Genomic DNA, 16048 nt, shown 5'->3' on the forward strand with positions numbered 1-16048 from the left:
CATATAATGTTCACTGCAACAAGTAGGGGAATAGTCCGATTTTTTGTTTTGCCTTAACTATTTTTAGTCGTCATGCTTTGACCAAGGTAAATTACGTTAATATTCGCGTCTCAATTAGCACCCGCTTTATTTTTATTTAGTAGTAAACGCATTAAAGGAACACAAATGAAGTTGAAGTCATCGTTAATAACTTTCAGTATCATCTTAACATTGTCGACAACGACAGCAAATGCAGCATTATCGACGGCAACTAGCTCAGCACAATCCCCCTCAATCGAAATTATTCAAATTAGCGGCTCACGCTTAGGTGATAGCCCAATCGGCTCACTCAGCGTAATGTCCCGTGATCAAATTGAGCAAATCAATCCCGCTTCGACTATCGACCTAGTGGCTAGATTGCCTCACGTTGATGTGGCTCAAAATGGTAGCGCAGGCGGTTTTTCTTACATTAGCATCCGTGGCGGGGAGGCTAACTTTACCTTAGTCACTATTGACTCAATTCCGGTAAACGATAGTACCAACAGTCGTGGAGGTGGCTTCGATTTTAATCAAATAAATCCGGCAGCGATTGAACGCATAGAAGTATATCGAGGGGGCATTAATACTATTTATGGTGGCGACGCGATTAGCGGCGTCATTAACATCGTTACAAGAGACATTAGTGCACCGGTTGCGACGATAGAAGTGGGTACAAATAAGCAGTTCAATACCAGCTTAACGACAAGTCATAAATTTAATGAAGAGATTGCCATTTTAGGAACAATTTCTTCTCAAAATAAGAAAATATCATCCTTTGAGGAAGTTCAATCCACGCAATTTTTAGCTAAAGGACATTACCAACAAACTCGGGTAGATTTAGCTGGCATGCTAAGCTACAACCAAACCGATGCCAAGGGCTTTACTGAAGACTCTGGTGGACAATTATATGCCTCACCACGCGTTGCCGAGCAACGACAAAGTGAGCAAAGCCTAATGGCGATTAGCGCTGACTATGCACTTGCTGATAACACCAATATCAAAACACATATTTCATGGTTAAAGCGCCAAGAAGACATTGATAATCCGGGCATTGAAGAAGGCGTACTATCTGGTATTCCTGCCAGTTTAATTAGCTCAGATTATGAACGATTAGAATTTGATTTTTACTCTACAATTGCACTTAATGACAACAGCCAACTCATTGTGGGCGGTAATTATCGCAAGCAAGACGGAAGTAACCGTGGAACCTTAGATTTTGGTTTTGCTGTGCCGGTTGACTACGACTTTTCACAACGCATTAGTTCGGCCTACATTGAAGCCCAGCATGAACTGAATGATTGGACATTAGAGGCCAGTGCAAGGTATGACGTACCAAAAGCTTTTGATAATGAGACTAGCATTCGAATTGGGGCTGGCTTTCAATTAAGCGAAAGCGCTTCGCTTTTTGCAGTGTTCAACCAAGGTTATAAACTGCCTAGTTTTTTTGCCTTAGCCCATCCGCTGGTAGGTAATCGTGAGCTACAACCTGAGCGAAGTGATAACCTTGAGTTAGGCTTTACAAATAAAATGAGTCAAGATCTAGAATATAGTATTGTCTATTTTGAAAACAAATTTGAAGATCTCATCGACTTTGATGCCGCTTTATTTACCAATGTAAACCGCAACAGTGTAAACACATCGGGTGTAGAGTTTGATGTAAACGCGAAAATTAATGATCAAATAAATATCGTCGCTAATCTGCGTTATTTAGATATAAAAGCGGAAGAAAACGTACGCTTACGTAAACGCCCTAACGTGAGTGGTAAGCTCTACCTTAATATCAGCTACAAAAACACGATAAATTCAGTATTTATAGACTTCAGAGATGATTTTTTGGACAGTTCTATCGCCACAGGGTTTAGGCGCCTACCAGGCTATGCAGTGCTTGGTGCAAGCACTACCTTAACACTAAATCAGCAGCTAAAAATGAGCTTTTCTATCGAAAACGCGTTAAGTAAAAACATCGAGGACTCAGTCGGCTTTGTTCACGACGACCGAGAAATAAGAGTGGGTCTTATCTACACATTTTAACGCTACCCTATATTTGAGCAATTATTGGCGCGATAGATGATGTCTGTTCTCTAAAACTCACAAATAATAGAGGCTAAGGCTAAACAAGACAGCAGCAACAAAGAGTAGTGTATGGTGTTAATCCGTCTTATACTCCCCAAACCGAGCTAAGGCTGTTAAACTTTAGTATAACTTTATGTCATTCATGACTTTAGAAAAGTGAGTCTTACGTGTTCCTTATTGACCAAATTATTCTCGTTGCTGCGGTATTGATCTTATTCGGTATTGTGTCGAGTAAGCTCTCGGCCCGTTTAGGATTGCCGGTGCTGGTCCTATTTTTGATGGTAGGTATGCTAGCCGGCGAGGATGGCCCAGGCGGAATATTTTTCGACAATGCCGAAGCCGCGCACTCTTTGGGCACCTTAGCACTTGCTATGATTTTGTTTGATGGCGGCCTACAAACGCCCTTTAAAGCAATAAAACTAGTCTGGAAACCAGCGGCCACTTTAGCGAGTTTTGGCGTATTAATCACAGGTGTCGTAACGGGTTACGCAGCAGCATATATTTTGCAAATCCCTCTCCTGCAAGGCATGTTACTTGGTGCGATTGTTGGGTCTACCGATGCTGCTGCGGTATTTGCACTGCTACGAAATGCTGGCATCCATCTTAATCAAAAGCTCAAAGCCACTTTAGAAATTGAAAGTGCCTCTAACGACCCTATGGCTATTTTTCTAACGGTAGGCCTACTCGAAATATTGATGAATGACATCGAGCCGGGGCGAGACCTACTCATGTTGTTCTTCTCACAAATGGGTTTAGGTACCGCCGTTGGTTTAGCCGTTGGCTGGCTATCGGTACGACTTATTAACAAAATTCAATTAACGACTGCAGGGCTGTATCCGGTGCTAGTAGCAGCATGCGGACTATTGTCATTTGGCGTGACCGCCAATATTGGTGGTAGTGGCTTTTTAGCTGTATTTATCACAGGCGTTGTAATAGGAAACAGCAATTTCGTATTTCAGCGTTCCACCTTTTGTTTCACGATGGATTGGCGTGGCTAAGTCAAATAACCATGTTTGTCGTTTTAGGACTACTTGTTACGCCCACCTCACTTTTGGATGTGTGGTTTGAAGGGCTGCTGATTGCTTTGGTGCTAATTTTTATAGCAAGACCGTTAGCTGTGGCACCATTTTTAGCACTTTTTGGTTTTAATATTCGTGAAATCTCATTGATATCTTGGGTCGGACTAAGAGGCTCTGTGCCGATTATTTTAGCCATATTTCCTTTGATATTTGGCTTGCCCGGTGCTCCACTGATTTTTAACGTCGTCTTTTTCGTCGTGTTAATTTCAGCAACCGTTCAGGGTTCTACCCTCGCTTGGATGGCAAAAAAGCTAAAGCTAACGCTACCGCCGCCAGCCAGCCCAGCTGCAACTTTAGAAATCACCTCATTGAGCAATGTTGAAGCTGATCTTGTTGAATTTACTTTGAGTGAAGATTCGCGGGCGATAGGTAGAAGGTTGTCGCAGTTGGCTTTACCTGAAAATACCGTGATTGCGATGATTACGCGCAACAATTCGGTGCTGGCCCCAAGAGGGTCCACGTTGTTAATGAGCAATGACCATTTATTTATCGTATTAAAGCCGTTAAATCGTAGCTACGTAAATTGTGTGTTTTCACAAGTAGAAAAGAATCGTAAAACGGAACTACCAAAGCAAGAACTGCGCGTAAAAGGCATCACGCGACATGACGATTTAAAGGCATCATACGGAATATCCCTAAGAATGAATGCTAATGACACCTTAGAACAGATAATCAAAACCCAGTTGAGCGGTGAGCCTGAAGTCGGCAGTGTGCTTGTCTTGGGCAAAGCTCGTCTCATCATAAGAGAAATGATGGACGAGCGAATTATTACAGTGGGCATCTTAATCAACGTGTAATACAAGACAAACAGGCCCTGATTGAAAGAAAGCTTTGTCTGTTAGCCGCCTAACAAGTCTTTAAGCTTATCACCCACTTTTTCTTTGAGTTTGTCTTTTTCTTTGTCGACTTTCTCTTTTAACTTTCTTTTAGCCTCTTCCTCTAGGCGTTTTTTTGCTTCTGCTTTTGCTTGAGCAATAATGTTATCAAGCATCGCATTTGCGATGGCAACGCCTACTTGGTCTGCAGGAATGCCGTTGGGCTTGCCGATAGCACCCGCACTAAATGTGGGCAGGGTAAGGTCATAGACCTTTTTCTCAATATTTAAGTCGCCGGTAGGTAACTGTTCAAAATTAAGCGTGAGGCGCACTTTACTTACTGTTACATCTTCAACAATTACAAGCGGGTTAAGACCTTCTTCGTCGGTTTCAGGCGGTGTTTCGCCTTGGGGTAAATTAGCCATCAAGTTGTTTTTTAATACAATCAAATTCCCCTGCCCGTTTGCATCGACTTCATAAAGTACTTCGGGGGCATTCAAAGTAATAGTTTGTACAGTGTAGGGCTCGTTTAATACTTCACCTAAATCAAGTGTGATGGAGTCGAGGCTAAAAGCGTCTGACTTACTAAAGCCTTCTGGATTTTCAACGTCCAAGTCGCTAATCGTCATACGACCTTCGGAGAAAGCGATGTCAACGGCAAATACTGATACTGGAGTACCTAAAAACTTGCTTCCCTGCTTCTCAATTTGCGCTTTTATTAAACCGCCTGCATTACCTAAAAAATAGGTAGCCGCGCCGGCAATAACTAAGACAACTACTATGATTACAATTAAGAACTTCTTCATAAACTACTCCTTTGATGAGATAAGCCAGCGTTGTTTTGCGTGATAAAAGGCTTATATTGGTTTGTTTTCTTAAACGTTTGCGTAAAAGAATGTTTTTAAGCGCTTAGCTAAGAATGAATTAGCTCTAGAATACATCATCATTATAAGACTTGCCATGAAGAATATCGTTCAGTTTCAGTCTTTCTTTTCAGATACTTATGTTCAACTAAACAAGCTATCCCACTTTTTATCAAGCGCTGTTTGTGCCTCTGCTATAGGGATTGCGGAATAAATATTATCTGAGTATTTAACCATAGAGAAACGCATTAATTTGGCTAGGGCATCTTCAATTTCAAAATCGATCTCAAAATCAAAATTTTGTACAAACCAGTTTTCAATAGTGCTATCAAGTTGCGCTTTACTAAGTCCAGCAGGATTGGCCAGTAAAAAGTAGTAGGCCAAAATGACTTCTTTACATTCTTCTTCCTCAGCGGCATCTATTAAATGGTGAAAAACACCGGCGTTATTATCAAGGTTTTTAAAGTACAAGTTATCAGCAAGTGCCTTCATAAATTTTAACTTTCTATTTTTAAATTTACTCCACTCCTTAAAAATAAAACCGCCTAGCACACCTGCACCAACGCCTAAGGCAATAAGTTCTTGCGAGCCTATGGTCACTTCTTTTTCAGATAACCCTAGCCAGTATGAGAATAATCCGCCCAAAAGTAATAATGAAGCACCAAGCTTAGTCACCAATACGATTGTACCTCCTACAACGGCCGAGCCACCAATAATCGCTTTATCTAGGGTACGCATGCGCACTTCACTGTTTGGGAATAGCATTTCAAGATCTGCTTTAGGTACGTTCTGAAATAATTTTATAATTGTTGCGCCTGGTTCAAAATGCGCTGTATTGCGATTTTTGTGCTTAAAATACGCGGCGTCTTTAAATTTGATGTATACGGCAACTTTATCGTAATTGGTAAATACAATACTTTGCTTTTTAAGCCCCCAAAATTTGGCAAGGGTTTCTGTTTTTTGATGCTCACCGCGGCGATAAAATACCACTTGCTCAAAATCTTCAAACTCTACAGCTAATCTGACCTTAAACAGCGATTCCTCTTCTAGCGCATCTTGTAAATCCTCTTCGGTGACTTTTTCAAAATTAGCAGCGTTTAAGACTTGAGAAAAAGCCTCAGAAAACGCTTTTTGTTTGCTAGCAAGTGCTGACTCGCTTACGTCACCCAGCACTAAAGTGTCGGTATTAGGATCAAAGGGCGCGTAATTATCTTTTAGGCGTTCTAATGTTTGATGATATTCGAAATGCAGTGTTGCCATGACTAAATCACAAAGCGTACGAAACGCCTCTTTGTTTTGTGGATATAAAGCCGCTTGGGTGTTGTCCTCCCACGCACTTTCTTGCAAACAAAGCTCAATGACATCGGCTTTTCGAAGTGGGATAAACCTTTCTTTGTTACTACTTTGGCGCATGAATATTCTTATTCCTAGCTTTTTTCAACCAAACCTATTTGGCACTATTAACAGAGCATAAGCCATCTACCTTCGTCAGTCTAATTTCCTTGATTCAAAGTCTGTAATGCAAAAAAAAGGTAAGCCCCCTATTAAGCTTACTCTTTTTGCTTGTGTGTGACCTATGCTAAAGCATAGGCTTTTCCCTGTCGTTTTGCTTTAATATGAAAGCAGGTCTCTTAAATTACTTACGAGAACTGATTCATAGTATTGTCTTTGCCTGAAGCCTTAAGTGCCTGGCTACCAGAGAAGTATTCTTTATGGTCATCACCAATATTTGAACCAGACATATCTTGATGCTTAACACAGGCAAGACCCTGTCTAATTTCTTTACGCTGTACTTCTTGTACATAAGCCAACATGCCTTGCTCGCCAAAGTACTCTTTGGCTAAGTTGTCGGTAGACAGCGCCGCAGTATGGTAGGTTGGCAAGGTAATAAGGTGGTGGAATATCCCTGCTTGAGCAGCCGCTTCTTTTTGGAAGCAACGTATTTTTTCGTCTGCAACCAAGGCTAACTCAGAAGTGTCATAGTTTGCGCCCATTAGGTGCTCACGCTGATACCCGGTCATATCACGGCCTTCTTCTTGCCATATATCAAAAACTTGCTGGCGGAAGTTAAGTGTCCAGTTAAACGATGGGCTGTTGTTATAAACCAACTTCGCATTTGGGATCACTTCACGTATACGATTTACCATACCTGCAATTTGACCAATATGCGGTTTTTCGGTTTCTATCCACAATAAATCAGCACCGTTTTGCAATGAAGTAATGCAATCTAATACGCAGCGGTCTTCACCCGTATTTGGCTTAAACTTAACTAAACCATTAGCAAGACGCGTAGGCTTAAGTATTTTGTCGCCTTGCTTGATAACCATATCGCCACTTACTAACTCATCTATAGAAGTGATCTCTTGGCCATCAATGTAAGCATTGTATTGCTCTGCTAGGTCACCTTCACTTTGTGACACTGGTATTTTTTGAGTCAACCCAGCACCCAATGAATCGGTGCGTGCAACTATAACGCCCTCTTCTATGCCAAGTTCTAAAAAGGCGTAACGTACAGCGTTGATTTTCGCTAAAAAGTCTTCATGAGGTACGGTAACTTTGCCGTCTTGGTGGCCGCACTGTTTGGCATCCGACACCTGGTTTTCTATTTGAATACAACAAGCGCCTGCTTCAATCATCTTTTTAGCTAATAAATAGGTCGCTTCTTCATTTCCAAAACCAGCATCAATATCAGCAACAATAGGCACAACGTGGGTTTCAAAGTTTTCTATTTGTTTTTCAATGTTGCGTATTTTGATGTCATCGCCGCTTTCACGTGCGCTGTCTAAATCTTTGAAAAGGTGGTTAAGTTCGCGCGCATCAGCCTGCTTAAGGAAAGTATAAAGCTCTTCAATTAGCATAGGTACTGAGGTTTTTTCATGCATTGATTGATCAGGTAGTGGACCAAACTCTGAACGCATAGCGGCAACCATCCAGCCCGACAAATATAAGTAGCGACCTTTAGTTGTGCCAAAGTGCTTCTTTAATTGAAATCATTTTTTGTTGACCAATAAAGCCATGCCAGCAGCCTAGTGATTGAGTATATGCACTTGGGTCATTGTCGTACGCTTCCATGTCGGCGCGCATAATTTTAGCAGTGTGCTTAGCGATATCTAAGCCAGTTTTAAAGCGATTTTGTAAACGCATGCGCGTTACGCTTTCTGGATTAATCGCATTCCAAGGTGTGCCTTGTTGCTCAATGGTGTTGGTTGTTTCAATGGTTTGCTCTATGTATGTTTTCATGATGTTTCCTTAACAATAACTAAAATATAAAATGATTAAAATTGGGTTGTTTGTTTTAGTGCGCTTGCTTTTTAGCTAAGCGACGATAATGATGCAATAAGGGTTCGGTATAGCCGTTTGGCTGTTCTCTGCCATCAAAAATAAGCCTACGGGCAGCGTTAAAGGCCAAGTCAATGGTCAGATTTTGCGTCATTGGCACATAACCAGGTGTGCTTTGGTTTTGCTCGTCTACCACTTTTGCCATACGCTCAAGAATGCGGTCTACTTGCGACTCACTGCATATTTGATGGTGCAACCAATTGGCAATGTGTTGACTTGAGATACGCAAGGTCGCGCGGTCTTCCATCATGCCTATGTTGTTGATGTCTGGCACCGTTGAGCAACCAATACCCAACTGAACCCAACGACTTACGTAGCCCAAAATACCTTGTATGTTGTTTTCTAGCTCTTGCTCAATTTCAACATCGCTCAAACGTGTCTGTGCAGGTAATAGTGGGATAGTTAACAGGTCGTTTATGAGATTGCGATCTTGCTCTTGCGCCTCTTGCTGATGCGCAAGTTGGCTGAGCATTTTCGCTTGAATCATTGACACCTTGTTTTGATGATAATGCATAGCATGCAAGGTGGCCGCCGTTGGTGAAGGTACCCAAGCTGTTGAAGCGCCTGATTGAGCATGTTCTGTCTTTTGCTCCATCATCTGCTTCATTTCATTGGGCATTGCCCACATGCCTTTGCCAATTTGCGCTTTGTTTAACAAGCCGCATTTAAGGCCGGTATTGACGTTGCCACGCTCATAGGCTTTTATCCAAGGCTGCTGCTTAATTTGTCCTTTGGGTAAAAAAGCCCCCGCATTCATGCTGGTATGAATTTCATCACCTGTGCGGTCTAAAAAGCCGGTATTGATAAATACCAAACGCTCTTTGGCTTCGCTAATACAGGCAGCTAAGTTTGCACTGGTGCGGCGCTCTTCATCCATAATGCCAATTTTGATTGTATTGCTTGGTAAGCCCAGCAACGATTCAACCGCTGCGAATAAATCTCGTGTGAAAGCAACTTCTTCAGGCCCATGCATCTTAGGCTTAACAATATAAATACTGCCTTTGCGAGAGTTTTGAATGCCACTGGTTTTTTGTAAATCGAGCATGCCTATCATAGATGTAACAACGGCGTCTATAATGCCCTCGGGCGAGCAATTACCTTGTGCATCTAGCATTAACTCGGTATCCATCAAGTGGCCAACATTGCGCACCAACATGAGTGAACGCCCTGGTAAGATATAGTCCTCGCCGTTTTTGTCGGTAAAGTCTAGGTCTGCGTTTAAGCTACGCGTTTGTTCAACACCATCTTTGTTGAATGTGGCTTGTAGGGTACCTTGCATTAATCCGAGCCAGTTGCGATACGCGTTAATTTTGTCTTGCGCGTCTACGGTGGCTACTGAATCTTCGAAATCGATAATGCTGGTTAAGGCTGATTCAAGGCGGATATCTTGAATTGACGCTTTATCCTTTGAGCCTATCGAGCCATTTGAATCAATCACCAACTCAACATGCAAACGGTTGTGTTTAAACAAAATCGAATCTGGTTGGCTTTTGGCTCCGCAGATAGCAACAAATTGACTAGGCACTTCTAGGCCTGTTTGGCGACCGTCTTCAAGAAAAGCGAGCAAATGACGGTAGTAAACAATGTAACTTGTTACATCTTTGTGTGAGCCCTCAGCTAAAGGGAAATGTTCATCCAAGAAGCTTTTTGCATGCGCAATGACCTTATCGCCACGAGCATCATCATATCCGCCGCTTTTTTCAGATTCATTTTTTTCAATGACGTCAGTACCATATAGGGCATCATATAAACTTCCCCAGCGAGCGTTTGCTGCGTTGAGGGCAAAGCGAGCGTTAGTCACAGGAACCACCAATTGAGGACCTGCCATATTGGCAATCTCGTTATCTACATTTGTAGTTTCAATCTGTGTTGGCGTATCTGATTGCGGTACCAAGTAACCAATATCACTCAAAAATGCTTTGTACTTATCTGCATCGACTACATCGTTTGTTTCATGCCACTTATCGATTTGCGTCTGTAATTGATGACGTTTAGCCAGTAAAGCTTGATTGCGCGGCGTAAATTCACTAACGAGGTTTTCAAACTGATCCCAAAAAGTGTCTTTATTCAGAGACTTATTAAACACGGTACTTGCTGCACCACTGTTGTTGATAAGAGGCAATACTTCTTCGTTGATGAAGTTATAGAATGCCTGATGTATTTGGCTGGTTTTCAATGCTGGCATATTCATCTTTTAATCCTCTATGCTTGTTGACGAATGAGTGAGACAAAACGAATAAAATACCTTTTTTGCTCGCAAGCTTTTTTATTTGGCTTGTAGCAATGTTCGCTTTGCTTGATTAAAAGCATAGTGTAAATTAAACTATAATTTCACTAATTAAAATTTCACAGTGTAAATTTTACAAAATTCACACTTGTGAAAAAGGTGAAGAACACACCGCTTTGTTTAAAAATGACAACGTGAGTTAATCGCTTTTATGGCGCAAAAAACGCAGGAATCGGCTATGAAAAACAACAAAAGTTTAGGCAGAAAATCGCATTTACTTGGTACAAAAATTAGGGGATTGCGTAAACGAAATAATCTCACGATGGAAGACCTATCGGCCCGCTGCGTTAGAGTAGATGCTGAATTAGCGCCCTCTGTAAGCTATTTATCAATGATTGAACGAGGCAAGCGAGTACCCAGTTTTGACATGCTGAGCGTCATTGCAGCGGTATTTCAAAAAGAAGTCGATTGGTTTTTAGATGACGTACCTGAAGAGCAAGCCATTACCCCGGTTAAAGGAAGTCGCGGTGGCATAAATGGCATGGCACTTGAGCCTAGTTTTTTATTTTCAAATGAAATTTTACAAATTGCGATCCCAGAAATGTTGTCACAAACAGGAATAAGCGGACGTCAATTTGCACACCTTTTGATACGAGCGCACCAAGAGCATCATCAAAATCACTTCCCTGATTTAGAAAGAGCAGCCGAAGAAGTGGGTCTAAAACGCATGCCTTTGAGTGTAGAAGACCTAGTTGAAATTGCCAAAAAACTTGGGTTGAGGATTAAATGGTTTAACCGCATGCCTGAATCTATGAAAGATGAATTAGGTGTGAGTACCCGTAGCGTGGTGACCTCATTTTACGATCCACCCAATGCGATTCACCTAAATACCCTACTCAAAAACTTTCCTAAACGCTTAAAATATGATTTAGCGGTGCATATTGGTCATACCGTTTTGCACAACCGCGATGGTATTAAAAGCGTATTGGTAACCGGCACAACAGCAAACCAAAATGTCGCCAATGGTGGAGTGCTTGGTCAAGCCCAAGAAAGCTCTACAGTGAATGCGCAAGATATTTTACACGCATGGCGAGACTTCGAATCAAGCTTTTTTGCCGGCGCACTGCTTTGTCCTAAAGTGCCATTTAGGCAATTACTCGACCGCCAAGGCTACGAGATTAGCGTGCATGAGCCGCTTGGTGTTTCAGCCTCTGTTGCTATGCGCCGAATGACAGCGGTGTCTCCCTATCGTCACTGGCATTATTTTGATGCTTACGCTCCAGGTAAACTTAAAGCCGTTTATCGCGGCAATGGTATCCCACTGCCTTGGGGCAACATGCGTTTGGTTGAAGACCCTTGCCAACATTGGGCGGTATTTAGAATGATCAACGTCCCATCTACCGGTACATCAGCACAAATATCGATTTTGAATGTAGAAGACAAGCCGCGCATTTATTGTTGTGAATCCACTAATGTAAAAGACTTGGCTGATAATAATCATGTTCTTTGCACGGGTATTGATTTAAATCCCGCCATTGAGGCGCAAGGTGGCGATGCTTCACAAATGGCCGCTGATCTGAAAAAGCTTGCACCGGAAACGGCGGACAAAGTGCAATTCCAAAGGCAATCAAAGATCAACTCTCTAGCGTATCGCGCATTCTAAATATCAATTGGGTAGAACGAGGCATAGAAACAGACGCCAGACTGATATGTTCTCGTGGAGCAGTGTGTCCGCGTCAGCCTAGTTGTTATGGCAAAAAGGACTGCGCATAATAGATAATCACAACACAATCAGAAATAGCCGTGGCTCGATTGTTAGCCGCCATGGCGAAGGCTCAGATATTAGTAATAACTTCATTTCTTATTTGCTACTCTTCTAATAAAAACTCGGTTTTTGGTGTGGAGAGTAGCCTATTTACCAGAGTCGTTGCTGATTCTTTTGCATAGTGCTTAATTAACGTTCTATCTGTATTGTCACCTACTTCATAAGTTACCGCATGAACGCCATATTCATCGGCAACAAATTGTTTGAAAACGCCTCTCCCAGGGCTGCTACCTGGGCGTTCTCTAACGGTGAACGATCTAACGGTGTTCATTTTTAAGTCATTTAGCCATTGCTCAGCAAACAAGGATGGCACTACTCCTTTTTCTATATTTTGTCGTTTATTGACCATTGGAATATAGTCCGTAGGTATAGTGTAGAAAATATCTTGTTGAGTTGAATGGAAGTCTAAAGCAAATATTAAATGGTGATCCTCATTCATGAGCTCACCAAATTTTTTATGCACTGCAAGGGTTTCAGGCTGAGTGAATTTCCCCCAGTCTCGGTTGAGATCTACGCCATTTGTATTGTGTCGCCAATTCCCTTTAGCAACACCATCAGGGTTAACTAATGGAACCAATAAAATATTAAAGCGCTCAAATAGACGCTGATTAGTTTCTAAATCATCTATTAGTGCTTCCACAAAGCTGACAAGCGCCAGAGCCCCAGTAATTTCCGGAGGATGTTGTCTTCCTATGATTAGCAACCATTCTTTGTTACTTTTCCGTTTATGGATAAGTGCTTCAATGGATCTCCCTTCAACAGACTTGCCTATAGTTTCAAGCTCAAATTTAGAGCTCTGTGCTATTTTTCGATTCCAGTTACTGTAATACGACACATCTATAATTTCTTGTCCACTCACGTATTGCAAAGGTATATCCGAGCCAACCTCAAGACTAAGAACAAGATCATCATTAACCACATTAAACGCCAGAGGCGTCCAACTCATTTTGTCTTGGCTTATTTTAGGCAAATAGCGTGGGCGGCTTTTTTCTGCTCGCACAATGACTTCAATAGCTTGGATATTCTCAAATGAGGACTCTATAGAAAACCCATACCATGGACTAGGGTTAATAGGTCGATTTTCGGCTAAAGTTAAGATTAAAAATTTAGCAGGACCTAGCTGCTCACATGCAGAAATTCGTCCGGTATCATAATCACTGTTAAAAACGACATTATCATATTCACAACTCAACTTATGCTGCTTGTTGACGTCGAAATTAACCTTAGGGTGTTGTGAGTTGGCATGGGAACTAACGCTAATTAAAACGACTATTAGCCCAAAAAATCGTATAAATTTTTTCATTGTGGCTCTTATTTTGTATTTATCTATAAATGTAATATTAAGTTGCTCAAAGACTAAATTAGCCAAATCTTATTTAAATGCTTGAACAACTTCCCAACTTAGTTTTTGTAACGAAAGCGCGTCTTGTTTAGATAAGTTACTCGTAAATAAATTTCCCTCAGGGCTCTTATCGAATAATAGAGAATAAAATACGCAAGCGGCTAAATAGGTGCCCGCAACACTAGGGTGTTTTAAGTCCTTTCTGTAAGTTATCTCAGTTCCATCTTTACCTAGCACATCTGGCACATAAAGTTTGATATGTGGAAGTGTTTGACTAGCTTGTTGAAAAGCTAGACCTACAGGTGCCACTCGTACACCTAATTGTTTGCCTTGTTCTGAATATGCATTGGCGATATCCATTGCCATTTTATCATCGCCTGCATATCCCCAAGTCATAAACAAAATAGGCTCCAACTCTTGTTGGCGAATAAGTTCAACCGCTCTTGCTAATGCCTTTTCGAAGTTTTGCTTTTTCTTTGGAGCAATTGATTCAGTGCTATGACCTTGCAGTATCACAGCTTCAAACCCTCTATTATCGACTTTCAATATGCCTGCGATACTAATGATTTGTTCAAAAATATGACCGCCAGAATAGGTCAGTAACTTATGCCTATTTTCAGTTCTTTCCCATTCGCCATTTGCACGAATGAGGCTACCTAAATGATTGTGAATACCATTGTTGTAAAAACTAAAGCTATTGCCAACAAATAACAACTTCTTGGGGACGCTTTGTACTTTTTTATTTTTGTCATGTGACTCAACTGCATAGGCATTAGGCAAAAATATAGAGAGTCTTCCTATCATTAACAAGCACAGACTGATTTTGAGAAAATTCATAATATAGCTCATAAATTTGTGATTAGCGTAAATCGCATCTCACCCTATTGTTACCAACAAAAATCATAGGAAGCATCATTGCAACTAAGTGACCTTTCTTTAGTTCTCACGTCTTGTGCTTTATGCGTTAAAGCAAAACCCAAGGTGCTAACCAGACTGAAACTATTGACAGCAACACCATGCCTATAATATTTAAGATCATGCCCGCTTTAACCATTTGCGGAATTTTGAGTACGCCCGATGCAAAAACTATAGCATTTGGGGGTGTCGCCACTGGAAGCATAAAAGCACAACTGGCAGCTAATGTGATAGGAACGCAAAGTAGTACTGGTGAAACACCTAATTCGATAGCCACAGCAGCTAAAACTGGCAAAAATGTCGCTGCTGTGGCAACGTTACTTGTCAATTCAGTTAAAAATATCACTAGGCCAGTGGCGGCTATAATAAGTACGAAAATTCCTAAACCGCCAAGTGGTGTTAAACTTTGACCTAAAAAGGCGGCTAATCCAGTTGAAGACACAGCAGAAGCTAGACTTAAGCCCCCACCAAACAAAATGAGTACCCCCAAGGAAGTCTACTTACATTTTCCCAAACCATTAATTGTGACTGTTCTTTATTGCCGCTTGGTAAAAGGAATAAAAGAAGCGCGGCTGCCATAGCGATACCAGCATCGCTGATTCCTGTACCGCCAAACCATACGTTTATTGGACGCCGTAATATCCATAGAATAATGACCCCTATAAACACTATGGCCACACGCTTTTCAGCAACTGAAATTTCACCTAATTCTTCTCGTAGATATGTCAAATAATCATGTACTTTATCATTGGCTGGGATATCTATTTTAAAACTCCAATGCGTAAGAGAGTACCAAGCTAAAGGCAACATAATAAGAGTGACAGGTACACCAACCATCATCCAACTAGCGAAGGTAATTTTGATACCATAGTTTTCAGTTAGAAACGCGGCAAGCAAGGCGTTGGGAGGCGTCCCTACAAGTGTAGCTAAGCCTCCAATAGTGGCTGCATAGGCTAAACCAAGTAACATAGCTGCTTGAAACGCACTATTTTGTTTTGGCGTAAGGTAGTCGTTGTTGTTAGCAATGACGCTCGCTACTGACAAAGCGATTGGCATTAACATCATAGTGGTAGATGTGTTTGTCATCCACATGGAAAGCAATGCCGCCACTAGCATGAAACCACCAATTAGCCGTTTTCCGTCTGTACCTGTTAAGGTTAAAATAAAAAGCGCAATGCGTTTATGCAGCATCCACCGCTCTACCGCAAGCGCAAGTATAAACGCACCTAAGAATAAATAAATAATTGGATTGGCATAGGCGCTTGTTGCATCAGCTATGCTGGCAATACCCAAGAACGGAAACGTCACTATAGGTAAAAAAGCAGTGACGGGAACGGGGATTGCTTCGGTTGCCCACCAAGTTGCCATCCATAATCCGACGCCCGCTACTCGCCATGCTTCTTTAAGCATAACCGTTTGTGATGAATCAAACATCATCATGAACACAAAAATGACAGGGCCCAAAACTAAGCCAATATTTTGATAGCGTGCTCGTTGATTGATTTCAGATGCAACTACATTCATGCATTTACCTCAGTGTAGAAGTGGTATT

6 protein-coding genes and 4 pseudogenes are annotated in these 16048 nt (G+C 41.6%); 3 read left to right on the top strand and 7 right to left on the bottom strand.

What is annotated here, in order from left to right; genetic code table 11:
* Nucleotides 1–165 precede the first annotated feature (165 nt).
* Both AC0L6H_RS00475 and AC0L6H_RS00480 read left to right on the top strand, forming a co-directional pair.
* Nucleotides 166–2049 (top strand): TonB-dependent receptor plug domain-containing protein, encoded by a 1884-nt coding sequence (locus AC0L6H_RS00475; RefSeq protein ID WP_473391896.1) that lies wholly within the window; start codon nucleotides 166–168, stop codon nucleotides 2047–2049.
* A 209-nt stretch (nucleotides 2050–2258) separates the two neighbouring features.
* Nucleotides 2259–3967 (top strand): annotated as a pseudogene (locus tag AC0L6H_RS00480) (potassium/proton antiporter).
* Between the two features lie 41 nt (nucleotides 3968–4008).
* Here AC0L6H_RS00480 and AC0L6H_RS00485 read toward each other — a convergent pair.
* The 4 genes and pseudogenes from AC0L6H_RS00485 to AC0L6H_RS00500 all read right to left on the bottom strand — a co-directional run bounded on the left by AC0L6H_RS00485 (nucleotide 4009) and on the right by AC0L6H_RS00500 (nucleotide 10378).
* Entirely contained in the window at nucleotides 4009–4791 is a 783-nt protein-coding gene (locus AC0L6H_RS00485; RefSeq protein WP_473391898.1) for a hypothetical protein, read from the bottom strand.
* Between the two features lie 201 nt (nucleotides 4792–4992).
* The gene (locus AC0L6H_RS00490) at nucleotides 4993–6261 is read right to left on the bottom strand and encodes a TMEM143 family protein (protein ID WP_473391899.1); all 1269 of its coding nucleotides are present in this window, start codon (nucleotides 6259–6261) and stop codon (nucleotides 4993–4995) included.
* A 227-nt stretch (nucleotides 6262–6488) separates the two neighbouring features.
* Nucleotides 6489–8088 (bottom strand): annotated as a pseudogene (locus AC0L6H_RS00495) (isocitrate lyase).
* Nucleotides 8089–8143: 55 nt separating this feature from the next.
* Entirely contained in the window at nucleotides 8144–10378 is a 2235-nt protein-coding gene (locus AC0L6H_RS00500; protein ID WP_473391900.1) for a malate synthase G, read from the bottom strand.
* Nucleotides 10379–10652: 274 nt separating this feature from the next.
* Between AC0L6H_RS00500 and AC0L6H_RS00505 the strand changes: the two are divergent.
* Nucleotides 10653–12187 (top strand): annotated as a pseudogene (locus AC0L6H_RS00505) (DUF3612 domain-containing protein).
* A gap of 95 nt (nucleotides 12188–12282) precedes the next feature.
* Here AC0L6H_RS00505 and AC0L6H_RS00510 read toward each other — a convergent pair.
* The 3 genes and pseudogenes from AC0L6H_RS00510 to AC0L6H_RS00520 all read right to left on the bottom strand — a co-directional run bounded on the left by AC0L6H_RS00510 (nucleotide 12283) and on the right by AC0L6H_RS00520 (nucleotide 16020).
* Nucleotides 12283–13542 carry a M14 family metallopeptidase gene (locus tag AC0L6H_RS00510; RefSeq protein WP_473391902.1) on the bottom strand — a complete coding sequence of 420 codons (1260 nt, stop codon included), beginning with the start codon at nucleotides 13540–13542 and terminating at the stop codon, nucleotides 12283–12285.
* A 69-nt stretch (nucleotides 13543–13611) separates the two neighbouring features.
* The gene (locus AC0L6H_RS00515) at nucleotides 13612–14418 is read right to left on the bottom strand and encodes a hypothetical protein (protein WP_473391903.1); all 807 of its coding nucleotides are present in this window, start codon (nucleotides 14416–14418) and stop codon (nucleotides 13612–13614) included.
* Between the two features lie 127 nt (nucleotides 14419–14545).
* Nucleotides 14546–16020 (bottom strand): annotated as a pseudogene (locus AC0L6H_RS00520) (SLC13 family permease).
* Between the last annotated feature and the right edge of the window lie 28 nt (nucleotides 16021–16048).

The organism is Glaciecola sp. G7-5 (assembly GCF_055808975.1).

Bases quoted from the DNA above. Each gene is read 5' to 3' on its own strand.
- AC0L6H_RS00510 (WP_473391902.1), bottom strand. From the start codon at position 13,542: ATGAAAAAATTTATACGATTTTTTGGGCTAATAGTCGTTTTAATTAGC.
- AC0L6H_RS00485 (WP_473391898.1), bottom strand. From the start codon at position 4,791: ATGAAGAAGTTCTTAATTGTAATCATAGTAGTTGTCTTAGTTATTGCC.
- AC0L6H_RS00490 (WP_473391899.1), bottom strand. From the start codon at position 6,261: ATGCGCCAAAGTAGTAACAAAGAAAGGTTTATCCCACTTCGAAAAGCC.
- AC0L6H_RS00475 (WP_473391896.1), top strand. From the start codon at position 166: ATGAAGTTGAAGTCATCGTTAATAACTTTCAGTATCATCTTAACATTG.
- AC0L6H_RS00515 (WP_473391903.1), bottom strand. From the start codon at position 14,418: ATGAATTTTCTCAAAATCAGTCTGTGCTTGTTAATGATAGGAAGACTC.
- AC0L6H_RS00500 (WP_473391900.1), bottom strand. From the start codon at position 10,378: ATGAATATGCCAGCATTGAAAACCAGCCAAATACATCAGGCATTCTAT.